Source organism: Roseomonas acroporae, from assembly GCF_023223525.1.
GTDB classification, from domain to species: Bacteria; Pseudomonadota; Alphaproteobacteria; order Acetobacterales; family Acetobacteraceae; genus Roseomonas_E; species Roseomonas_E acroporae.
On the sequence record NZ_JALPRX010000022.1, the window covers coordinates 52841 to 74917 of the forward strand.

20 protein-coding genes and 1 pseudogene are annotated in these 22077 nt (G+C 74.9%); 11 read left to right on the forward strand and 10 right to left on the reverse strand.

All coding sequences use genetic code 11. The annotated features are described in order from the left end of the window. The first annotated feature begins 135 nt into the window (after positions 1–135). Positions 136–1017, forward strand: a complete 882-nt coding sequence (locus M0638_RS06070) for an aldose 1-epimerase family protein (protein WP_248666066.1) — start codon at positions 136–138, stop codon at positions 1015–1017. A 136-nt stretch (positions 1018–1153) separates the two neighbouring features. Here the strand turns inward: M0638_RS06070 and M0638_RS06075 are convergent, their stop codons facing one another. From M0638_RS06075 to M0638_RS06085, 3 genes are all read right to left on the reverse strand, one after another. Then, complete coding sequence (locus M0638_RS06075) at positions 1154–1603, reverse strand: PaaI family thioesterase (protein WP_248666067.1); 450 nt, start codon at positions 1601–1603, stop codon at positions 1154–1156. 114 nt (positions 1604–1717) lie between these two features. Next, on the reverse strand, positions 1718–3877 hold the full coding sequence (locus M0638_RS06080; RefSeq protein WP_248666068.1) for an alpha/beta fold hydrolase: 2160 nt from the start codon (positions 3875–3877) through the stop codon (positions 1718–1720). Between the two features lie 178 nt (positions 3878–4055). After that, positions 4056–4340 carry a 4a-hydroxytetrahydrobiopterin dehydratase gene (locus tag M0638_RS06085; protein WP_248666069.1) on the reverse strand — a complete coding sequence of 95 codons (285 nt, stop codon included), beginning with the start codon at positions 4338–4340 and terminating at the stop codon, positions 4056–4058. 124 nt (positions 4341–4464) lie between these two features. Here M0638_RS06085 and M0638_RS06090 point away from each other — a divergent pair, with 124 nt between their 5' ends. Then, a complete protein-coding gene (locus M0638_RS06090; protein ID WP_248666070.1) occupies positions 4465–4857 on the forward strand; it encodes a metallopeptidase family protein in 393 nt (130 codons plus the stop codon). A 124-nt stretch (positions 4858–4981) separates the two neighbouring features. Here M0638_RS06090 and M0638_RS06095 read toward each other — a convergent pair whose 3' ends face one another. The 3 genes from M0638_RS06095 to M0638_RS06105 all read right to left on the reverse strand — a co-directional run bounded on the left by M0638_RS06095 (position 4982) and on the right by M0638_RS06105 (position 7292). After that, positions 4982–5557 carry a uracil-DNA glycosylase family protein gene (locus M0638_RS06095; protein ID WP_248666126.1) on the reverse strand — a complete coding sequence of 192 codons (576 nt, stop codon included), beginning with the start codon at positions 5555–5557 and terminating at the stop codon, positions 4982–4984. A gap of 182 nt (positions 5558–5739) precedes the next feature. Beyond that, positions 5740–6486, reverse strand: coding sequence for an NAD-dependent deacylase (locus tag M0638_RS06100; RefSeq protein ID WP_248666071.1), 747 nt, complete (start codon positions 6484–6486; stop codon positions 5740–5742). A 197-nt stretch (positions 6487–6683) separates the two neighbouring features. Then, complete coding sequence (locus M0638_RS06105; RefSeq protein WP_248666072.1) at positions 6684–7292, reverse strand: NAD(P)-dependent oxidoreductase; 609 nt, start codon at positions 7290–7292, stop codon at positions 6684–6686. A gap of 180 nt (positions 7293–7472) precedes the next feature. Between M0638_RS06105 and M0638_RS06110 the strand changes: the two genes are divergently transcribed. Then, positions 7473–7994 carry a winged helix-turn-helix transcriptional regulator gene (locus M0638_RS06110; RefSeq protein WP_345892999.1) on the forward strand — a complete coding sequence of 174 codons (522 nt, stop codon included), beginning with the start codon at positions 7473–7475 and terminating at the stop codon, positions 7992–7994. Here the strand turns inward: M0638_RS06110 and thpR are convergent. Then, positions 7976–8518: an RNA 2',3'-cyclic phosphodiesterase gene (gene thpR, locus M0638_RS06115; RefSeq protein ID WP_248666073.1), complete on the reverse strand. Its 543-nt coding sequence runs from the start codon at positions 8516–8518 to the stop codon at positions 7976–7978. The genes M0638_RS06110 and thpR overlap by 19 nt on opposite strands. Positions 8519–8685: 167 nt before the next feature. Next, the gene (locus tag M0638_RS29220; protein WP_408903039.1) at positions 8686–9624 is read right to left on the reverse strand and encodes an arylesterase; all 939 of its coding nucleotides are present in this window, start codon (positions 9622–9624) and stop codon (positions 8686–8688) included. On the opposite strand from M0638_RS29220, the gene M0638_RS06125 reads away from it, so the two are divergent. Both M0638_RS06125 and M0638_RS06130 read left to right on the forward strand, forming a co-directional pair. Next, the gene (locus M0638_RS06125; protein WP_248666074.1) at positions 9614–10462 is read left to right on the forward strand and encodes an ABC transporter ATP-binding protein; all 849 of its coding nucleotides are present in this window, start codon (positions 9614–9616) and stop codon (positions 10460–10462) included. The genes M0638_RS29220 and M0638_RS06125 overlap by 11 nt on opposite strands. After that, positions 10450–13317: an ABC transporter permease gene (locus tag M0638_RS06130; RefSeq protein WP_248666075.1), complete on the forward strand. Its 2868-nt coding sequence runs from the start codon at positions 10450–10452 to the stop codon at positions 13315–13317. Before M0638_RS06125 ends, M0638_RS06130 begins: the two co-directional genes overlap by 13 nt. A gap of 169 nt (positions 13318–13486) precedes the next feature. On the opposite strand, the gene M0638_RS06135 is transcribed toward M0638_RS06130, so the two are convergent. Further along, complete coding sequence (locus M0638_RS06135; protein WP_248666076.1) at positions 13487–13891, reverse strand: hypothetical protein; 405 nt, start codon at positions 13889–13891, stop codon at positions 13487–13489. A 536-nt stretch (positions 13892–14427) separates the two neighbouring features. Here M0638_RS06135 and M0638_RS06140 point away from each other — a divergent pair. The 4 genes and pseudogenes from M0638_RS06140 to M0638_RS29225 all read left to right on the forward strand — a co-directional run. Beyond that, positions 14428–15447 carry a sulfate ABC transporter substrate-binding protein gene (locus M0638_RS06140; protein ID WP_456316024.1) on the forward strand — a complete coding sequence of 340 codons (1020 nt, stop codon included), beginning with the start codon at positions 14428–14430 and terminating at the stop codon, positions 15445–15447. Beyond that, on the forward strand, positions 15444–16322 hold the full coding sequence (cysT, locus tag M0638_RS06145) for a sulfate ABC transporter permease subunit CysT (protein ID WP_248666078.1): 879 nt from the start codon (positions 15444–15446) through the stop codon (positions 16320–16322). Before M0638_RS06140 ends, cysT begins: the two co-directional genes overlap by 4 nt. 8 nt (positions 16323–16330) lie before the next feature. Beyond that, on the forward strand, positions 16331–17167 hold the full coding sequence (gene cysW, locus M0638_RS06150) for a sulfate ABC transporter permease subunit CysW (RefSeq protein ID WP_456316026.1): 837 nt from the start codon (positions 16331–16333) through the stop codon (positions 17165–17167). Positions 17168–17178: 11 nt separating this feature from the next. Then, positions 17179–17730 (forward strand): annotated as a pseudogene (locus M0638_RS29225) (sulfate/molybdate ABC transporter ATP-binding protein); the annotation flags it as partial. 815 nt (positions 17731–18545) lie between these two features. Here the strand turns inward: M0638_RS29225 and M0638_RS06160 are convergent. Beyond that, positions 18546–19247, reverse strand: coding sequence for a GntR family transcriptional regulator (locus M0638_RS06160; RefSeq protein WP_248666081.1), 702 nt, complete (start codon positions 19245–19247; stop codon positions 18546–18548). Between the two features lie 125 nt (positions 19248–19372). Here M0638_RS06160 and araD point away from each other — a divergent pair, with 125 nt between their 5' ends. Then, entirely contained in the window at positions 19373–21172 is a 1800-nt protein-coding gene (araD, locus tag M0638_RS06165; protein WP_248666082.1) for an L-arabinonate dehydratase, read from the forward strand. A 37-nt stretch (positions 21173–21209) separates the two neighbouring features. Next, entirely contained in the window at positions 21210–21926 is a 717-nt protein-coding gene (locus tag M0638_RS06170) for a ribonuclease activity regulator RraA (protein ID WP_248666083.1), read from the forward strand. Positions 21927–22077: the final 151 nt, after the last annotated feature.

The window sequence follows — 22077 nt, forward strand, 5'->3', positions numbered from 1 at the left end:
GGATCGGCTCTAGAGCGGATCGCCGGCGGGCGGACACGCCCGGCGGCGTGAATCCGCGCCGAGAACAACGAGCTACGGCGAACCGCAGTCCCGATCGGACTGCGTTTCGCTGTAGGCGTCACAGGAGAACCGCGCATGGCCGAGCAGGACCGCCACGAATTCGCCGAGGGCCGCCTCGCCGCCGCCGTGCTCGCGCAGGGCGCCGAGCTGTGCTCGCTGCGGGAGGCGGCGGCGGGCGAGGTGCTGTGGCTGGCGGAGCCGGCCTGGCCGCGGCACTCGCCCATCCTGTTCCCGATCGTCGGCCGCCTGGCGGGCGACACGCTGCGCCACGAGGGGCGTACCTACCGCCTGACCCAGCACGGCTTCGGCCGCGACCGCCGCTTCGCCTGGGCCGAGCGCGCGCCCGACCGCTGCCGGCTGGTGCTGGAGGACGACGACGCGACGCGCGCCCTCTACCCCTTCGCCTTCCGGCTGGAGGTCGAATACGCGCTGGCCGCCGGGGCGCTCTCGGTGGAGTACCGGGTGACCAACACCGGGGAGGTGACGCTGCCGGCCTCGCTGGGGGCCCATCCGGCCTTCCGCTGGCCGCTGGCGCCGGGCGTGCCGCGCGAGGCGCACCGGCTGGAATTCGCCGAGGCCGAGCCGGAGCCGGTGCGCCGTCTGGCCGGCGGGCTGCTGCGCCGCGAGCCGGAGCCGACGCCGATCCGGGGCGCCACCCTGCCGCTCGATTCCTCGCTGTTCGAAGCCGACGCGCTGATCCTGGACCGGCCGCGCAGCCGCTCGCTCCGCTTCACGGCGCCGGGCGCGCCCACGCTGGACTTCTCCTGGCACGGCTTCCGGGAACTCGGCCTCTGGACCCGCGCGGGCGGCGACTTCCTGTGCATCGAGCCCTGGTGCGGCATGGCGAGCGAGGAGGGCTTCGACGGCGAATTCGCCACCAAGCCGGGGCTGATGCTGATCCCTCCCGGCGAGTCGCGCGCGCTCGGCTGGCGCGTCGCGGTGCTGCCGGCGGCCTGAGCGGGGGACGGGGACGAGGAAGGTGGGCACGGGGAAGGCGGGCACGAGGGAATCGGGCGGGCCCCGCGCCGGGGGCGCGGCCGCAAACGCTGCGTGAGCTGCCTCTCCCGGGCGGCTCCGCCCGCCGGCGAGTCGCTCAGCCCGCCGGCGTGGCGCGCCGCAGCTTCCAGATGCCGCTCGCCGAGGCCGCCTCCTGCGTGCCCGCCAGCAGCCGGCCCTGCACGAACACCACGCTGCGCGCGGCGCGGACCAGCCGCCCGTGCAGCACCACGAAGGCGCCCGGCGTCACGGCGCCCACGAATTGCGTGTCGAGCTGCATCGTCACGCCGCCCTGGCCGCCGGTCGCCGCGCGCACGAACATGCCGAGCGAGTGGTCGATCACGGTCAGCAGCACGCCGCCATGCACCATCCCGTGGCCGTTGGCGTGGTGCGGCGCGGTCCGGAAGCCGAAGCAGGGCAGGCCGTCCGTCAGCCCCTCGTCCGGCCGGCTCCACAGCGGGCCGCCGAGCGTGTCGGAAAGGCCGGGTTCGTGGCTCGGGACCCAGCCGGCGGCGGCGAGGGTTTCTGGCGTGTGCGCGTCTTGCATGCGGCGGTACCGGCTCCGGAAGGGATGATGCGAGCCTGATACGGCATCCGCGCGGCGCGCGCCTCTCCACCGGCGCGTCGGCGGCGCCCGCCGGGGGCGCCGCCTGTGCCGGGATCAGCGCTCCAGCACGTAGGTGCCGGGCGCGTCGGCCAGCGGCGCCTCGCCGGGGCGGCCCATCGGCGGCGGCGCGCCGCGCGCGCCGGCATGCGCGCCCAGCCAGTCGAACCAGTCGGTCCACCAGCTTCCCTCGCGCTTGCTCGCGGTCTGGCGCCAGAGGGTGGGCGTCCCGGCGGGCGTGCCGGATTCGTTGACGAGGTAGCTGCCCTTGCCGCCCGGCGGGTTGATGATGCCGGCGACATGGCCGCTGGAGGCGAGCACGTAGCGGACATCGCCGCCGAACAGGTGGGTGATGTGCCAGGCGGCGTCCCAGGGGACGATGTGGTCCTTCTCGGCGCCCACCGCGTAGGTGTCGAGCGTGATCCTGCCGAGGTCGATCGGCTCGCCCTTCAGCGTCACCCTGCCGGGCACGATCAGGTTGTTCTCGCGGTAGGTGTTGCGCAGGTACCAGCTGTGCGCGGCGCGCGCCATGCGGGTGGAATCGCTGTTCCAGTAAAGGATGTCGAAGGCCGCCGGCTTGTCGCCCATCAGGTAGTTGTTGACGACGTTGACCCAGATCAGGTCGTTCGGCCGCAACAGGTTGAACATGTTGGCCATGTCGCGGCTGTCGAGGTAGCCGCGCTCCAGCATCTGCTGCTCGACGAGGTCGACGGTGTCCTCGTCCATGAACACGGCCGTGTCGCCGACGCGCGAGAAGTCCTGCAGCGAGACCATGAAGGTGGCCGAGTTGAAGCGGTCGTCGCCCTTCGCGGCCAGCCAGGCCAGAGTCATCGCCAGCAGCGTGCCGCCGATGCAGTAGCCCATCACGTTGACCTGCCGCGCGCCCGTGATCTCGCCCACCACCTCGCTCGCGGCCAGCGGGCCCAGCTCCATGTAGTCCTCGATGCCGATCGAATCCATCGAGGCGTCGGGGTTCTTCCAGGAGACCATGAACACGGTGAAGCCGCGGTCCAGGAGGTGGCGGACCATGCTGTTCTTCGCCTGGAGGTCGAGGATGTAGAACTTGTTGATCCAGGGCGGCAGCATCAGCAGCGGCACGGCGTGCGTCGTCTCCGTGCGCGGCGCGTACTGGATCAGCTCGATCAGCCGGTTGCGGTACACCACCTTGCCTTCCGAGAGGGCGAGGTTGCGCCCCGGCGCGAAGGCGGTCGCGTCCACCATGGAGAGCCGGCCGGCCTTGACGTCGGCCAGCAGGTTGCGGATGCCGCTGGCGATGCTGGCGCCGCCCGTCTCCATGGCGCGGCGCAGCGCGGCGGGGTTGGAGGCGAGGGCGAGCGTCGGGCTGGTCGCGTCGATGAACTGGCGCAGGTGGAAGTTCAGCCGCAGGCGCTCCGCCTCGTCGAGGTCCGGCGCGTCGCCCTGCTTGAGCAGCCACTCCGAGGCGATCAGGTAGGAATCGCGCAGCGTGCGGAACAGCGGGTTGGACTGCCATTCCGGCGCGGCGAAGCGCTTGTCGGCCACCGGCGGCGCCTTGCCGCCGGGGGTGGCCGGGGCGGCCGTCTCCTCGCCGAGCCAGCGCCGCCCGGCCTCGCTCCAGGCATCGAGCGCCGAACGCCACAGGCGCAGGTTCAGGTCCAGCGCCGACTGCACCGCCGACCCCGGCCGGCCCAGGTTGCGCAGCCACACGGTGCGCAGCGCCCGCGCCACCTCGGCCCAGTCGACCGGGATCACCTCGCGCAGCGGGTTGGCGTTCAGCAGCCGGTCGAGCGTGCGCAGGTTCGGGTCCTGCAGCAGGGCGTCGTTGACCTTGCGGACGCTGTCGGCCAGCACGCGGCCGGCCACCTCGTCGGCGCGGACCTGCCAGGGCTGGCCCTCCGGCACGGCCTGGCCGGCGGAGAGGACCTGTCCCCGCATCAGGTCCAGCCAGGAGGTCCAGAGGCCCAGCATCGAGCCGGGCGGCTGCTGCGACGCCGCCGGTGCCGGATCGGCCATCGCTTCGGTCGCCGCCCCGCCGGCCTGTGCCCCGCTGGTCTGTGTCCCGCCGGTCTGTGTCTCGTCGGCCTGCGCCACGCCGGCCTGCGCCCCGTCGGCCTGTGCCGGGCCGTCCTCCGCCCGCGGGTCGCCGGCCTGCTGCGGCGCGGGCGCGCCGGGTTCCGCCTCCGACACTCCCGCCCTCGCCGAACGCCGGCTCCTCGGCGCCGCATCCTTGATGGCCATGCTGCGTTCTCCCAACTTTCGTTGTCGTGGCGCTGTCTTGGTGCTGTCGTGGCGAGAGCAAACCAAATGCCGGGCGTGACGTACAGTTCCGCCATCACGCGCCGTGGCGGCCTGCCCTTTCCCCCCTCGGGCCGGAGGCCCGGCCGGCCCGCGCAGGGGCGGTCCGCCCGGCCTCCGATCAGAGCAGCGCGTCGATGGCCCTGGCCAGGGTCACGTCGCGCTCGCTCAGGCCCCCGGCATCGTGCGTGGTCAGGGTGATCTCGACCCGGTTCCAGACGTTGCGCCAGTCCGGATGGTGGTCCTGCCTCTCGGCGAGCAGGGCGACCCGGCTCATGAAGCCCCAGGCCGCGCCGAAATCGGCGAAGCGGAACTCGCGCCGGATCGACCGGCCGTCCGCCGCGGGCGACCAATCGGGCAGGAGCGTCGGCAAGGCCTCGCGGGCGGCTGCGTCCAATTGTTGCATTACGTAATCCCTTCCGGGGTTTAGGGGTCTGCCTTACACCGAGGTGACACCTGCGTGGGGCGGCGGTTGCGTGCTTGACTGTGACCCTCGGGCGGCGTCCGTTGGGCGCATCATGTGCTCCGCCATGCGTCATACCGCCCCGCCCTCCGCCGAGGACATCATCGAGATGGCCGAGGCCGCGCTCGCCGCCATGCCCGTCCCGCTGCGCGACATGGTGCGCGGGGCCGCCATCATGGTGGAGGACGCGGCCGACGACGAAACCCTGGAGGAACTCGGGCTCGACAGCCCCTGGGAGCTGACCGGCCTCTACCGGGGCGTGCCGCTGACCCGCAAGAGCGTCGCCGACGTGCCGCTGCTGCCCGACACGGTGATGCTGTACCGCGAGCCGATCCTGCTGGAGTGGATCGAGACCGGCGAGGACCTGTTCCGACTCGTCCGCAACGTGCTGATCCACGAGATCGGCCACCATTTCGGCCTCTCGGACGAGGACATCGAGCGGCTGGAAAGCGAGGGCTGACGCGAACGCGGGCCGGCGCCGGCCCGGCGTGTGTGAAGAAATCGAACTTGCGAAAGAATGCCCGTTGAAAAGACCCGTCTTTTTCGGCCGGTTTCAACGCTGACGGGCATTCTTTCACAAGCTCTCAGGTCTCCTCCCGCAGCGCCGCCGCCACCGCCGCGCGCAGCGCCGGGATCACCTCCGCCTCGAACCAAGGGTTGCGACCCGCCCAGGCCAGCGTGCGCCAGGAGGGGTGGGGCAGCGGCAGGTGGCGCGGCAGGTAGTCGCGGAACCCGGCCACCGTCGCCGCCAGGGTGGGCTTCGCCCGCGCCCCGAGGTGGTAGCGGATCGCGTGCGCCCCGATCGGCAGGATCAGCCGCAGCCCGCGCATCGGCGCGAGCAGCCTGGCCTGCCAGAGCGGCGCGCATTCCGGCCGGGGCGGCGCGTCGCCGCCACGCGGCAGCCGGCCCGGGTAGCAGAAGCCCTGCGGCAGGATGGCGACGCGGGATTCGTCGTGGAACACGTCGCGGTCCAGGCCCAGCCAGTCGCGCAGCCGGGCGCCGGAGGCGTCCTCGAAGGGGATGCCGCTCTCGTGCGCGCGGGTGCCGGGCGCCTGGCTGGCGATCAGGATCCGCGCCGTCTCCGAGACACGCAGGATCGGCCGCGGGCCAAGCGGCAGGCGCGGCGCGCAGACCGTGCAGGCGCGCGCCTCGGCGGCCAGGGCGGCGAGAGGCGGGGCGGCGCCCGCCGGCGGCGTTGCCGCCCGGCGGGCCCGCGGTGGCGGCGAGGCGCCCGATGGCGCGGCCGGCCCCGCGCCGCCGGGCTCCGTGGCCCCGGCCGGGGTCCCGGCCGGGGCTCCGGCCGCCCCGGCGGGCTTCGCGCCCGCCCGCCCGCGCCCCGGCGTCAGCCCCACGCGGAGAGGAGTTCGTCCACGAAGGCGGGCACCAGCGCGGTGGCGGGGCCGTGCCGGGCCTCGCCGAAGCGGCTGGCGCCGTGCGAGGGCTCCAGGTTCAGCTCGATCGTGCGGGCATGGCGGCGCGCCAGCTCCACGAAGCCCGCCGCCGGATAGACGCTGCCCGACGTGCCGATCGAGACGAACAGGCCGCAGCCGGCCAGCGCCGCCTCGATCCCCTCCATGTGCATCGGGATCTCGCCGAACCAGACGATGTCGGGCCGCATGCCGCCCCTGGCGCCGCAGGCGGGGCAGGGGGTCGCGGTGGAGAGCGGTTCCGACCAGTCCGCCTCCGCCGCGCAGCCGAGGCAGCGCACCCGGCGCAACGCGCCGTGCATGTGCAGCAGCCGGCGGGAGCCGGCGCGCTCGTGCAGGTCGTCCACGTTCTGCGTCACCAGCAGGAAAGGAGCGCCGAGGCGCTCCCAGTGCCGTTCCAGCGCGGCGAGGGCGAGGTGCGCGGCGTTGGGCCGCACCGCCGGGTCGGCGAGCTGGGCGCGGCGGGCGTTGTAGAAGCCGTGCACGCGGGCCGGGTCGCGCGCGAAGGCCTCGGGGGTCGCGACGTCCTCCAGCCGCACGCGCTGCCAGACGCCGCCGGCGTCGCGGAAGGTGTCGAGGCCGGATTCGCGCGAGATGCCGGCACCGGTGAGCACCACGATGGCGGGCGGGGCGCCGGGGGAGCCGGCAGGGGGAACGGCCATGCCGCGATCAGGGCGCAGGCGGCGGGGCGGGTCAATCCCGTCCGCCCGCGCCGGGGATCGGCGGGCCCGGCGGCGGGCATGCGGGCCGGCCGGCATCGTCCCGTCCCCGGTGCGCGGCGCGGCCACGATCCCCGGCGCGGGCGCGCCGCGCGAGGTCCCGGCGGCACCCGCGCCGGCGCTGCCCTGCCGCCGCGGCGTCAGTAGCCGACGGTGAAGCGGCGGCGCGCGTGCCGGGGCGCCTCGATCTCGTCCGCCATCGCGATGGCGTAGTCGGCGAAGGAGATCGAGCTGCCCTGGTCGTTGCTCAGCAGCTGGTCGTCGCCGAGGCGGAAGCGGCCGGTGCGCGGTCCCTCGAAGAACAGGGCGGAGGGGGAGAGGAAGGTCCAGTCCAGGTCGTCCACCTGCTTCAGGTGGTCGAGGAACGCCGCGCCGCGCGTGGCTTCCGCCCTGTAGGCCGCCGGGAAGTCCGGCTGGTCCACCAGGCGCTGGCCGGGGGCCACCTCCAGGCTGCCGGCGCCGCCGACCACGAGGTAGCGCGGCACCTTCGCCGCCCGCACGGCGCCGACCAGCGTGGCCGGGTCGGTGTCCTTGAACATGACGGCGCTGACCACCGCGTCGTGGCCGGCGAGCAGCGCCGGCAGCCCGGCCGCATCCGTCGCGTCGCCGGCGCGCGGCGTGACGTTGGGATCGGCCGGGGTCTTCTCCGGGTGGCGCGAGATGGCGGTGACGTGGTGGCCGCGGCGGGCCAGCTCGGCGGTGATCTCGCGGCCGGCGCGGCCGGTGGCGCCGATGACGGCGATCCTCATGGGGGTTCCCCTTGGCGGTTTCCGATGGAAACCAGCTAGCAGTCCGGGTATCTGCCGTGAAGGACGCACCTTGCCGTCACGAAGTCACCCCGGGGAAACCATGTCCTCGGCGGAGGCCCGGCGGGCGGCGCTCCCGGGAGGCCGCGCGGGAAGCGCGGGAGCAGCACGACCGGAGGCCGGATGAGCGGCGACGCCTTCAACCCCGACTGCCCGACGCGCCAGGTCCTCGACCGGATCGGCGACAGGTGGGCGACGCTGATCCTGCTGAGCCTGGAGGCCGGGCCGCTGCGCTTCAGCGCGCTGCGCCGGCGCATCGGCGGCATCTCGCAGAAGATGCTGTCGCAGACGCTGAAGAGCCTGGAGCGGGACGGGCTGGTGACGCGCACCGCCTTCCCGACCGTGCCGGTCACGGTGGAATACGCGCTGGCGCCGCTGGCCGAGGGGCTGATCGACATCCTCGCCCGGATCGCGCGCTGGGCCGAGGCGCATGTCGGCGAGATCGAGGCGTCGCGCCGGCGGCACGACGTCTTGGCGCGGCCGGGCGACGAAGGCGGGCCGGCGGGCGCGCGGGAAAGGCCGGCACCCAACCGCCCGGAGACTGGCCACCCGGAGACTGGCCACCCGGAGACTGGCCGCCCGTCGCTCGCCTCCCCGGCGCCTGTTCGCCCGCCGGGGCCGGGTTGTCAGGCCACCAGGGCGTAGTCCACCTCCGGCGTGTAGACCGCCTGCTCCTTGCCCAGCAGCGAGGAGAACAGGGTGAAGTGCTCCACCATCAGCGGCGGGGCGCGGAACAGGTTGGTGGCCTGCACGAAGGCGATCAGCTTCTCGGGCGCCGCGCGCTCGGTGCTGCGGGCGAGCGAGACGTGCGGGGCGAAGCGCCGCCGCTCCGGCTCCAGCCCGATGCGCTGCAGCGCCGTCTCCACCTTGTTCTGCAGGTGCGCGAGCCCCTCGGTGCGCTCGGCGCCGACCCAGAGGGCGCTGATCCGCCCCGCCTTCTCGAAGGTGCCGACGCCGCGCAGGCGCAGCTCGAAGGGGCGGGCGCGGATGGCGGAGAGCGCGTCGTCCACCTCCTGCGCCTGCCAGCCCGGCACCTCGCCGATGAAGCGCAGCGTCAGGTGGTAGTTCTCGGGCGGCACCCAGCGGACGCCCTGGATGCCGCCGACCAGGGCGGCGAGCTGGGTCTTGACCTCGGTGGGAAGGCTCAAGGCGACGAAGAGGCGTGGCATCGGGGTCTCCTCGCAGGCCGCCTGCCGCCGGTCGGGCGGGGCGGGATTCGGCCGGGCGCGGAAATCCCGGGGCGGGGGCGTGCCCCCGCGCGCGGCGGCCCGCGACGGCGCCGCCCTTCCCGGGACCGTGGGCCGCCGCGCCCGGACCGGCACGGCGGCCCGGCGCTTCACCCGGCGGGCATGGCGCGGTCCACGGGCCGGTCCAGCAGCGCGCGCACGGCGGGCAGCATCCGCTGCACCATCACCGCGACGCCGCGTGCGTTGGGGTGGATGCCGTCCGGCTGGTTCAGCGCGGCGTCGCCGGCCACGCCGTCCAGCAGGAAGGGATAGAACACCACCTGCGGGTGCGCGCGCGCGAGGTCGGCGAAGGTGGCCGCGAACTCGCGGCCGTAGTCGGCGCCGAGATTGGGCGGGGCGAGCATGCCGGCGAGCAGCGTCGGGATGCGCCGCGCCGCCAGCCCGTCCAGGATCGCGGCGAGGTTGGCGCGGGTGGCGCGCGGGTCGAGGCCGCGCAGCCCGTCATTGCCGCCGAGCGCCACGATGGCGGCGTCCGGCCGGTCGGCCAGCGCCCAGTCGAGCCGGGCGCGGCCGCCGGCGGTGGTGTCGCCCGAGACGCCGGCATCGAGCACGGTGACCGGCCTTCCCTCGGCCCGCAGCGCCGCCTCCAGCCGGGCGGGCAGGCCCTCGCCGCGCGGCAGGCCGTAGGCGGCGGTGATGCTGTCGCCCAGCATGAGCAGCCGGCGTGGCGTCCGGCCGGCCGGGGCAGGGTCGACCGGGGTGGGGTTCGCGGCCGGCGTCGGCGCCTCGCAGGCGCAGCGGCCGGGCAGGGAGCGGGCCCAGTCGCTGCCGCCGCCCGCGACGCTTCCCGCGCCGCTCGGGGGCGCCGGGTCGGCGGCCTGGCCGGCGCGGGGCGCGGCGGCCAGCGCAACGAGGGCGAGGCCGGCTTTGCGCAGCGCAGCACGGCGCCCATATCCCGAGGCCCCGGCCGGCGGCGCCCCATGGTTGGTGTCGCGGTTGGTGTCGCGGCTGGTCCCGCGGCCGGCCGCGTTGTCCTCGCCGGATGCTTCCCGTCCAGACCCGGAGACGATCGCCCTGATGGATGCCATCACCCCCCGCACCCCGCCCGACGACCCCGTGCCCGGCGCCACGGATTCGCTCATCCAGGTGCGCGGGCTGACGTTGAGGGTGGGGGCGGCGGCGGGGGAGGTCAACATTCTCCGGGGCCTCGACCTGGGCGTGGCGGCGGGGGAGGCGGTGGGCATCGTCGGCCCTTCCGGCTCCGGCAAGACCTCGCTGCTGATGCTGCTGGCCGGGCTGGAGCGGCCCACGAGCGGGGTGCTGCGGGTCGCCGGCCACGACCTCGCCGCGATGGACGAGGACGCGCTGGCACGTTTCCGGCGGGACCGGGTGGGCATCGTGTTCCAGGCCTTCCACCTCGTCCCCACCATGACGGCGCTGGAGAACGTGGCGGTGCCGCTGGAGTTCGCGGGCCGGCCGGACGCCTTCGCGGCGGCGGAGCTGGCGCTGCGGGCGGTCGGGCTGGGGCACCGCCTCGCGCATTATCCCGGGCAGCTCTCGGGCGGCGAGCAGCAGCGCGTCGCGCTGGCCCGCGCCTGCGTCGCCCGCCCGCCGCTGCTGCTCGCCGACGAGCCCACCGGCAACCTCGACCGCGCCACCGGCGCCCAGGTGATGGAGCTGCTGTTCGGCCTGCGCGGCGAGGCCAGGGAAGGGGGGCGCACCACCCTGCTGCTCATCACCCATGACGAGGCGCTGGCCGCGCGCTGCGACCGGCAGGTGCGGATCGAGGATGGGCGTATCGTCGCGGATACGGGGCGGGCCCCGCGGGATGGCGGCCCGGCGGGGGCGCCGGGGGCGGCAGCCGCCGTGCCGGATGCCGGGGCCGGGAAGGGCAGCCGGGGAAGGGGCGGCGCATGGAGGGGCTGAGCCGGCTGCCGGCCGCGCCGCCGGTCGGCGCCGCGTCCTGGCGCATCGGGCTGCGCTTCGCGCGGCGGGAATTGCGCGGCGGCGCGCGCGGGCTGCGGCTGGTGCTGGCCTGCCTCGCCCTCGGCGTCGCCGCCATCGCGGCGGTCGGCACGCTGCGCGCCGCCACCGAGGCGGGGCTGCGCGCCGACGGCACGCGGCTGCTGGGCGGCGACCTGGAGATCCAGGTCAGCCAACGGCCGATCCCGGATGCCGCGCGCGCCTGGATCGCGTCGCGCGGCGCCACGGTGTCCGAGGTGGTGCAGATGCGCGCCATGGCGGTGGTGGTGCCGCCGGCGGGTGCGGCCGATGGCGTTGTGGCCGCCGGGGTGGCGGGCGGCGCGCGCGATGCCGCGGCGCCGGGGCATCCGGCCGCGCCGGCACCCGGCGGCGGCGCCACAGCCGGTGCCAGCGGTGGATCGGGCGCCGGATCAGGCGGCGAACCGGCCGCCGACGGCGCCCCGGCCGCGCGGCCCGACCGCGCCCTGGTGGAGCTGAAGGCGGTGGACGCCGCCTACCCGCTCTACGGCACGCTGCGGCTCGACCCGGCGGTGCCGCTGGCCGGCGGCGCGGCGCTCGACCCGCTGCTGGCCGAGCGCCTGGGCCTGCGCCCCGGCGACACGGTCCGGCTCGGCGAGGCGCGGCTGCCGGTGCGGGCGCTGATCGCCGACGAGCCGGACCGGGTGGCGACCGCCGCCATCTTCGGCCCGCGCGTGCTGATCGGGCTCGATACGCTGCCCGCCACCGCGCTGGTGCAGCCGGGCAGCCTGATCCAGTACCACTACCGGCTGCGCCTGCCGCCGGGGACGGACCCGGACCGCTTCGCCGCCGCGCTGCGCGCCGCCTTCCCCGATGGCGGCTGGCGGCTGCGCGGCGCCAGCGAGGCGGCGCCGGGCGTCGGCCGCTTCCTCGACAGCGCCGCCGCCTTCCTGACCCTGGCCGGGCTGACCGCGCTGCTGGTGGGCGGCATCGGCGTCGCGACCGGGGTGCGCGCCTGGCTGGACCAGCGCGCGCGCACCATCGCCACGCTGCGCTGCCTCGGCGCCCCGGCCGCCGCGATCTTCTGGACCTACCTGATCCAGCTCGCGGCGCTGGCGGTGGCGGGGACGGCGATCGGCCTCGTGCTCGGCGTCGGCGCCTGCTTCGCGGCGGCGAACCTGCTGGCCGGGGCGCTGCCGGTGCCGCCGCGCCTGGGCTTCTACCCGGCGCCGCTGGCGCTGGCGGCGCTGTACGGGCTGCTGACCGCGCTCACCTTCGCGCTCTGGCCGCTCGGCCGGGCGCGCGAGATCCCGGGGGCGGCGCTGTTCCGGGGGAGCATCGCGCCGCAGGCGCGGGTGGGTCCGGTGCCGGCCGGCGCGGCATGGCGCGGCCGGTGGTCGCGCCTCGTGTCGCGGCAGGCCGGGCGCGGCGCGGCGCCGGCGGCACCCGGGCGGCGCGATGCGGCCTTCCCCTGGCCCCGCCTCGGCCTGCTGCTGGCCAACGCCGCCGTCGCGCTGCTGCTGGTCGCGCTGGTGGTCGCCACCGCCGAGGACCGCCGCTTCGCCCTGTGGTTCTGCGCCGCCTCGGCGGCGACGCTGCTGCTGTTCCGGCTCGGCGCCGCCGCGCTGATGGCGCTGGCGCGGCGCTGGGAACGGCCGCCCGGCGCCGGCGCCGGTTCCCCCTGGCGGCCCCGTCGGCCGGCGCTGCGCCTCGGCCTCGCCAACCTGCACCGGCCGGGGGCGCCGACGCCGCTGGTGCTGGTCTCGCTGGGTATCGGGCTGACCACGCTGGCCGCCATCGCGCTGATCCGCGGCAACCTGGAGCGCGACCTCGGCAGCCAGCTGCCCGGCAACGCGCCGAGCTTCTACGCGATCGACCTGCAATCCGATCAGGCGGCGGCCTTCGACGCACTGGCGGCGCGCCTGCCGGGCGTGACCGAGGTGCGCCGCGTGCCCTCGCTGCGCGCGCGCATCGTCGCCATCGGCGGCGTGCCGGTGGAGCGGGTGCGGGTCAGCGAGGACAGCGCCTGGGCGCTGCGCGGCGATCGCGGCCTGACCTACGCGGCGACGCCGCCCGAGGGGACGCATCTCGTCGCCGGGGGCTGGTGGCCGGCCGACTACGCCGGGCCGCCGCTCGTCTCGCTCGACGCCAACCTGGCGCGCGGCTGGGGCGTGGGCGTGGGCGACACGGTGACGGTGAACGTGCTGGGCCGCGACATCGAGCTGCGCATCGCCAGCCTGCGCGAGATCAACTGGCGCGGCCTCGGGCTGAACTTCGCGCTGGTCGCCTCGCCCGGCCTGCTGGAGCGCGCGCCGCACACCCACATCGCGACCCTGCGCAACGCGCCCGCCGAGGACGCCGCCGTGCTGCGGGCGCTGACCGACGCCTTCCCCAACATCTCCATGATCCGCGTGCGCGACGCCATCGAGCAGGTGGCGGCGCTGCTCGGGCGGGTCGGCACGGCGCTCTCGGCGGTGGCCGGGGTGACTCTGCTGGCGGGCGGGCTGGTGCTGGCCGGCGCGGTGGCGGCGGGGCAGCGGCGGCGGGTGCGCGACGCGGTGGTGCTCAAGACGCTGGGTGCCACGCGCGCGCAATTGCGCGCCGCCTACCTCGTGGAGTTCGGGCTGCTCGGGGTGACGGCGGGGGTGCTGGCGGCGGCGGCGGGCACGGCGGCCTCCTGGGGCGTGCTGCGCCACGTGATGCGGCTGGACTGGACCTTCCTGCCCGGCACGCTGCTGGCCACGGTGGCGCTGTGCACGGTGCTGACGCTGGCCTTCGGCTATGTCGGCACGGCGCTGGCGCTGCGGGCGCGGCCGGCGCCGCTGCTGCGCAACGAGTAGCGCGGAGTCCCTTGGGCGCCGCGCCGGGCCCGGGGATCGGGCGTGGCGGCCCGAAGCGCCGGCGCCCTGCCGCCGGAAGGCCGCGGCCGGATCGTGATCGGAGCGGCGCCGCCGCTCCCTGGCCGCTGCTGCTGCCCCTGCCGGGCCGCTGCCGCCCGTCGTGCCGCGCTCAGAAGAGCTGCCGCAGCCCGTACCAGAGCAGCCCCGCGCCGCCGCCCAGCACGCTCAGCACCGCCCCCACCGCCAGCAGCCCGCCGAGCAGCGCGGCGAGGCCGGTCAGCAGCACCGCCGCGCCGCGCTCCAGCACGCCGCGCGCCAGCGGTGCCCAGCGCGCCGGGGCGGGCCAGACGCGCAGCCACTGCAGCAGCAGGCAGAGGGCGCACCAGAGGGGCAGCGCCACCCAGGGCAGCGCGTCCAGCGCCGGGTCGCTCAGGCTGACCAGGTGCAGCCGCTCCAGCACGCGCGCGGCGATGGCGCCGAGCGCCACCACCAGCGGGTAGGACAGCATCGTCACCGCCAGCCAGAGCGCCCAGTCGCGGCTGCCGCGCAGCGGCGGCGGGGTGGGAAGGGCCATGGCCACGGCGCGGCCTGGCAGATGGGCGACGGCGCGTGGCCGCGGGCCGCCCGGCCAGGACGGATCCTGGACGAGAACGGGTCGCCAGCCGGCCACGCCCCGTGGGGGCCGAGTTCTGTCCTGGGACACGGTCGCGCCTCCCACCTGTCGGTGCGGACACACGATATCGCGAGATGCGCCGTCCCGCATCCGAAACCCGCATGGCTCCCTGCATGGCCCGAGGTGGCTGCGGGATGGGAAGTGCCGGGGAAAGCGCCAGGGAAAGCGCCGGGGGGGGGGCCGCCTGCGGCTGGCCCGTTCCGTGGCGGGGCGCGACCGCGGCGTGGCAGGATTCTGGGAGAAAGCGTCCTCAAACCATCCTGGTTCGTTGATATTTGAAAAACACGATGAAGAATTGATAATAATGGGCGGTGCCCGGTCCGCGCCGCATCCGGGCGGCCGGGCACGGCGTGCCCGGCGCCGCCATCGGCTGCGTACCCTTGCGGCCGGGCCCGGCCTTCCCCCACCATCCGACACGGAGGACGCCTGTGATGCGCATGACCCGACGCAGCCTGCTCGCCGCCCTGCCCGCCGCGGGCAGCGTTCCGGTGGCCCTGGCGCAGCCGCGTCCCGCCGCCGCGCAGGGCGCCACGCTCACCCTGCTCAACGCCTCCTACGACCCGACGCGCGAACTGTACCGCGACGTCTCGGCCGCCTTCGCCGCGCAGTGGCAGGGGCCGCCCGCGGTGCGGGTGAACAGCTCGCACGGCGGCTCCGGCGCGCAGGCGCGGGCGGTGATCGACGGGCTGCCGGCCGACGTGGTGACGCTGGCGCTCGCCTACGACATCGACGCCATCGCCGAGCGCGGGCTGATCGCGAAGGACTGGCAGCAGCGCCTGCCGCACAACAGCACGCCCTACACCTCGACCATCGTGTTCCTGGTGCGCAAGGGCAACCCGAAAGGCATCCGCGACTGGGGCGACCTGGTGAAGGACGGGGTGGCGGTGGTCACGCCCAACCCCAAGACCTCGGGCGGGGCGCGCTGGAACTACCTCGCCGCCTGGGCCTGGGCGCGCGAGCAGCCGGGCGGCTCCGACGCCGCGGCCGAGCGCTTCATCACCGAGCTGTTCCGCCACGTCCCCGTGCTCGACACCGGCGCGCGCGGCTCGACCACGAGCTTCGTGCAGCGCGGCCAGGGCGACGTGCTGCTGGCCTGGGAGAACGAGGCGCACCTCGCCCGCGCCGAGTTCGGCGAGGACAGGTTCGACATCGTGCATCCCTCGCTCTCGATCCTGGCCGAGCCGCCGGTGGCGGTGGTGGACCGCAACGTGGACCGCAAGGGCAGCCGCGCCCCGGCCGAGGCCTTCCTGCGCTTCCTCTTCACCCGCCCGGTGCAGGAGATCGCGGCGAAGCGCTTCTACCGCCCGCGCGAGGCCGACCTCGTCGCCGCCAACCGGGCGCTGTTCCCAGAGCTGCGCCTCGTCACCATCGACGAGGCCTTCGGCGGCTGGGCCACGGCGCAGCGCACCCATTTCGGCGATGGCGGCTCCTTCGACCGCCTGTACCGGCCCAGATGAGCACCGCCGGAATCGCCGGCCTGTCGCCGGCCGCCGTCCCGGCAGGGCGGCGCCGCGCCTGGCCGCGCTCGGCCCTGCCGGGGCTGCGGCCGACCCTGGGGCTGACGCTGCTCTGGCTCTCCCTGCTGGTGCTGCTGCCGCTGACCGGGCTGCTGCTGCGGCCCTGGGAGATCGGCCTCGACGGCGTCTGGCGCGTGGTGACGGAGCCGCGCGCCCTGGCGGCGCTCCGGCTCTCCTTCGGCGCCGCGATCCTGGCCGCGCTGATCGACCTGCCGCTCGGGCTGCTGGTAGCCTGGGCGCTGGTGCGCTACCGCTTTCCCGGGCGGCGGCTGCTGGACGCGATGGTGGACCTGCCCTTCGCCCTGCCCACCGCGGTCGCGGGGCTGGCGCTGGTGGCGCTCTACGCGCCGAACGGCTGGCTCGGCGCGCCGCTTTCGGCGATCGGGGTGCAGGTGGCGTATTCGCGCGCGGGGGTGGTGATGGCGCTGATCTTCGTCGGCCTGCCCTTCGTGGTGCGCACGCTGGAGCCGGTGCTGCTCGACCTGCCCGGCGAGGCCGAGGAGGCGGCGGCGACGCTCGGCGCGACGCGCCTGCAGACGCTGCGCCACGTCGTGCTGCCGGCCGTGGCGCCGGCGCTGCTGACCGGCTTCTCGCTCGCCTTCGCGCGCGCCGTGGGCGAGTACGGCTCGGTGATCTTCATCGCCGGCAACACGCCGATGGTGAGCGAGATCGCGCCGCTGGTCATCGTCACCCGGCTGGAGCAGTACGACTACGCCGGCGCCGCCGCGATCGGGCTGACCATGCTCGCCTGCTCCTTCCTGCTGCTGCTGCTGCTCAACCTGTTCGGCCGCCGGCTGCGTCCGAGGACGGCGTGAGCGTCGCCATCCGTCCGGCGGTCGCCGAGGCGCCCTGGGTGCGCCGATTCGTGATCGGCGCCGCGGTGCTGTCGCTCGCGCTGCTGCTGCTGCTGCCGCTGCTGGCCGTCTTCACCGAGGCGCTGCGCCGCGGCCTCGCCCCCGCGCTGGCGGCGATCGTCGAGCCGGACGCGCTCGCGGCGGTGCGCCTGACGCTGCTGGTGGCCGCCATCGCCGTGCCGGTGAACACGCTGGGCGGCATCGCCGCGGCCTGGGCGATCAGCAAGTTCGACTTTCCCGGCAGGCGCGTCCTGGTGACGCTGATCGAGCTGCCCTTCTCCGTCTCGCCGGTGATCTCGGGCCTGGTCTGGGTGCTGCTGTTCGGCAGCCAGGGCTGGTTCGGGCCGTGGCTGGAGGCGCGCGACGTGCGGATCGTCTTCGCCCTGCCGGGACTCGTGCTGGCGACGCTGTTCGTCACCTTCCCCTTCGTCGCCCGCACCCTGCTGCCGCTGATGCAGGAGCAGGGGCGCGCCGAGGAGGAGGCGGCGGCGACCCTCGGCGCCTCCGGCCTGCAGACCTTCCGCCATGTCACCCTGCCCAACATCAAGTGGGCCTTGCTCGCCGGCGTGCTGCTGTGCAATGCGCGGGCGATGGGGGAGTTCGGCGCGGTGGCCGTGGTGTCCGGCCATATCCGTGGCGAGACCAACACGATGCCGCTGCATGTCGAGATCCTGTACAACGAGTACCAGTTCGTCGGTGCCTTCGCCGTGGCGGCGCTGCTGGCGCTGCTGGCCCTGGTGACGCTGCTCGCCAAGGGGGCGCTGGAATGGCTGACGGGCCGTCGGCAGGGTGTGGAGACGCCGTGAGGGACACTGGGATGGGGGACCACGTGCCCGGCCCTGCGCTCGGTTTCACGCAGCAGCCGGAATCCGGCGCGCCGCGGCGCGGCGTCGCCGTCGAGGTGTCGGGCCTCACCCGGCAGTTCGGCGCGGCGGCGGCGCTGTGCGCGGTGGACCTCGCGGTGGCGCCCGGCGAGTTCGTGGCGCTGCTCGGCCCCTCGGGCTCGGGCAAGACGACGCTGCTGCGCATCCTGGCCGGACTCGACTTCCCCGATTCGGGGGTGGTGCGGATCGGCGGGCGCGACGTCGCCTCGGTGCCGGCGCGCCAGCGCGGCGTCGGCTTCGTGTTCCAGCACTACGCGCTGTTCCGCCACATGAACGTGTTCGACAACGTGGCCTTCGGCCTGCGCATGCTGCCGCGTGCCCGCCGCCCCAGCCAGGCCGCGATCCGCGAGCGGGTGCGCCGGCTGCTGGCGCTGGTGCAGATCCCGGAGCTGGAGCGGCGCTATCCGGGCCAGATCTCGGGCGGGCAGCAGCAGCGCGTGGCGCTGGCCCGCGCGCTGGCGATCGAGCCGCCGCTGCTGCTGCTCGACGAGCCCTTCGGCGCGCTGGACGCGCAGGTGCGCAAGGGGCTGCGCCGCTGGCTGCGCGCGCTGCACGACCAGCTCGGCATCACCTCGCTCTTCGTCACCCACGACCAGGACGAGGCGATGGAGATGGCCGACCGGATCGCGGTGATGCGCGACGGGCGCGTGGCGCAGTTCGACACGCCCGCCGCGGTGCTGGCACGGCCGGCCGATCCCTTCGTGGCCGGCTTCCTCGGGGATGCGAACCGGCTGGAATGCGCCGTGGCCGGCGGCATGGCGCGCTTCGCGCTGCCGGGGCTCTCGCCGTTGCCGGCGCCGGGCGTGCCGGACGGGCCCGGTCTCGCCTTCGCCCGCCCCGTCGAGGTGCTGGCCTCGCCGGCGGGCAGCAACGGGCGCGTGGTCACGGTGCGGCCGGATGCGCGCGGGCTGCGCGTGGTGGTCGCGGTCGGCCCGGCGGAGCTGGAGGCGGTGGCGGCGTCGGACTGGCCGGCGCCGCAACGCGGCGCGGCCTGTGGCGTGCAGGTGGTGTCGGCGCAGGTCTTCGCCGCCTGATTCGCGCCGCGGCGGCCGGCCGGCCCGATGCCCGCGGCGGCGTCCGCTGACCCGCCCGGGGCTCTGCCCCGGACCCCGCGAAGGGGCGAAGCCCCCTTCGAGACCCCCCCTGATTCCGGGATGGAGCGGATCGCCGGCGGGCGGCGGCGCCCGGGGGCGTGAATCCGCTCGGAAAACAATGGGAGGGAGCGGAACGCTGTCCCAACCGGACTGCGGTTCGCTGTAGCCGGTTCACCGAGGCAGGTCGGCAACGACGCGGGGCGGCGTCAGAAGTAGTCCGGGTGCACCGCGCGGACCGAGTCGAGCTCGCCGAAGGTATGGGAGAGGTGGCGCCGCAGCGCCTGCGCCGCCGCCTCCGGTGCGTGCTGCCGGATCGCGGCGGCGATCGCGCCGTGCTCCCGCAGGATCATCTCGCCCTTGCCGGGGGAGGGCAGGTGCAGGCGCCGCAGCCGGTCGAGATGGCCGCTGCGGCTGCGGATCAGCTCCCACAGCCCCGCCACGCCGCCGGCATTGTAGAGCAGGCCGTGGAAGGCGGTATCCGCCGCCGCGAAGCCGGCCGCGTCGCCCTGCGCCAGCAGCGCCCGTTGCCGCCCGATCTCGTCCTCCAGCGCGGCTGCCGTGTCGTCCTGCCGCGCGGCCACCACCCGCACCGCCTCCAGTTCCACCGAGAGGCGCAGGAAGTGCGCCTGCCGCGCATTGTCGAGGTCGATGCGGGCGACGCGCGTCGCGGAGTGCGGCACCACCTCGATCAGGGTCTCCTCCTGCAGGCGGATCAGCGCCTCGCGTACCGGCGTCTGGCTCACGCCGAGCTCGGCCGCCAGCGTGCCGCGCGAGATCACCGTGCGCGGCGGCAGGGAGAGCGAGAGGATGGCCGCCCGCAGGCTGCGATAGGCGAATTCCGTGGCCGAGGGGCCACGGTCGAAGCTGGCGAGCGCCTCGGCGGGCCGGGTTGAGGCGATGCTGTCCATGGCCGGCAGCATAACAGCCTTGCCTGTCGAAATCTCATATATTAGTTTGCTGCCGGCTCAGGTGTCGCCGGAGCGATGACACCCAAACGCCGGCAAACCCCGCCGGCCGCCCAGGAGATGCGCCGATGCCCGAAACCCCCGACCTGCCGCCCACCGCGCTGGAAGCCGACCCCGGGGAGCATTCGGCGCAGCCGAAGCGCCGCTCGGCGGAGGAGCTGCGGTCGCGCCGCTGGTTCGGCCCGGCGGATCTGCGCTCCTTCGGCCACCGCAGCCGCGCGATGCAGATGGGCTACAGCCCGGAGGAGTGGACAGGCAGGCCGGTGATCGCGATCGTCAACACCTGGTCCGATCTCCAGCCCTGCCACGCGCACTTCAAGACGCGGGTCGAGGACGTCAAGCGCGGCATCCTGATGGCGGGCGGCTTCCCGGTGGAGCTGCCGGCGATCTCGGTCTCCGAGAGCTTCGTCAAGCCGACCACGATGATGTACCGCAACATGCTGGCGATGGAGACGGAGGAGCTGCTGCGCTCGCATCCCGTCGACGGCGCGGTGCTGATGGGCGGCTGCGACAAGTCGACGCCGGGGCTGCTGCTGGGCGCGACCTCGATGAACATCCCGGCGATCTACCTGCCGGCGGGGCCGATGCTGCGCGGCAACTGGCAGGGCAAGACGCTGGGCTCGGGCTCGGATAGCTGGAAGTACTGGGACGAGCTGCGCGCGGGCAAGATCACGGACCAGGACTGGCTCGGCGTCGAGGGCGGCATCGCGCGCTCCTACGGCACCTGCATGACCATGGGCACCGCCTCCACCATGACCGCGATCGCCGAGGCGTGCGGCATGGTGCTGCCGGGCGGCTCCTCGGTGCTGGCGGCGGATGCGGGGCATATCCGGCTGGCCTCCGAGAGCGGGCGGCGGATCGTCGAGATGGTGTGGGAGGACCTCACGCCGCAGAAGATCCAGTCGCGCAAGGCGTACGAGAACGCGATCGCCGTCGCCATGGCGATGGGCTGCTCGACCAACGCGATCATCCACCTGATCGCGATGGCGCGCCGCGCCGGGCAGGATATCGGCCTCGACGACTTCGAGCGCTATTCCCGCCGCGTGCCGGTGATCGGCAACGTGCGCCCCTCGGGCAACCAGTACCTGATGGAGGACTTCTTCTACGCCGGCGGCATCCGCGGACTGATGAACAACATCCGCGAGCACCTGCACCTCGACTGCCTCACCGTCTCCGGCCGCACGGTGGGCGAGAACATCGAGGGGGCGAAGGTCTACAACGACGACGTGATCCGCCCGCTCTCGAACCCGATCTACGGGCAGGGCTCGCTCGCCGTGCTGAAGGGCAACCTCGCGCCCTCCGGCTGCGTCATCAAGCCCGCGGCGATGGACCAGAAATTCCTCAAGCATTCCGGTCCGGCGGTGGTGTTCGACGACTACCCCTCGATGAAGAAGGCGGTGGACGACGAGAGCTACCCCTTCACGCCGGACAGCGTGCTGGTGCTGCGCAACGCCGGGCCGCAGGGCGGGCCGGGCATGCCGGAATGGGGCATGCTGCCGATGCCCAAGAAGCTGCTGAAGATGGGGCTGCGCGACATGCTGCGCCTCTCGGATGCGCGCATGAGCGGCACGAGCTACGGCGCCTGCGTGCTGCACGTCGCGCCCGAGAGCTACATCGGCGGGCCGCTGGCACTGCTCAGGACCGGCGACATCGTCTCGATCGACGTCGAGGCGCGCACGATCGACATGGAGGTCTCCGACGAGGAGCTGGAGCGGCGGCGCGCCGCCTGGGCGCCGCCGCCGGCCCGCTTCGAGCGCGGCTACGGCTTCATGTTCACGAAGCACATCCAGCAGGCGGACGAGGGCTGCGACTTCGACTTCCTGCGCACCGAGTTCGGCGCCCCCGTGCCCGAGCCGGTGATCTACTGACCGAGCCCCGCCCGCCCACCAGGAGGAGACCCGACCCATGGCCCTGAGCCCGGAAACCCGCGACAAGCTGAAGGGCGTCAGCACCGCGACGCTCGCCACCGCGCTCTTCAAGCGCGGCCTGCGCAACCAGATGATCCAGGACGTGCGGCCGCTGAGCGCGCCGAAGGAGAGCATGGTGGGCGAGGCGTTCACGCTGCGCTACATGCCCGCGCGCGAGGACCGCAACCCGCTCACCGCCTTCCGCGACCGTGCCCACCCGCAGCGCAAGGCGGTGGAGGAGTGCCCGCCCGGCGCGGTGTTCGTGATCGACAGCCGCAAGGATGCGCGCGCCGCCTCCGCGGGCGGCATCCTGGTGACGCGGCTGATGCAGCGCGGCGTCGCCGGCGTGGTGACCGATGGCGGCTTCCGCGATTCCGCCGAGATCGCCGGCCTCGCCATGCCGGCCTTCCACTCCCGCCCCTCGGCGCCCACCAACCTGACGCTGCACGAGGCGATCGAGATCAACGGCCCGATCGGCTGCGGCGACGCGCCGGTGTTCCCGGGCGACGTGATCGTGGGCGACGCGGACGGGGTGATCGTCATTCCCGCGCACCTGGCCGACGAGATCGCGGCCGAGGCCGTCGAGATGACCGCCTACGAGGACTTCGTCACCGAGAAGGTGCGCGGCGGCCAGTCCATCCTCGGCCTCTACCCGCCCACCGACGAGAGCAACCTCGCCGTCTTCGCCGAGTGGCGGAAGGAGAGGGGGCGGTAGCCCGCCTTCGTCGGAACCCAGGCCCGTGCGCGGCACCGCCGCGCATGGGGTGACGGGGCGGTCTTGCCGGCAACGGCGCCGGCCGGACGGCGCCGTTGCCGGCGGCACGGTCGCCATCGCCCGACACCACGGATGCGGCCCGGGCGCGGAT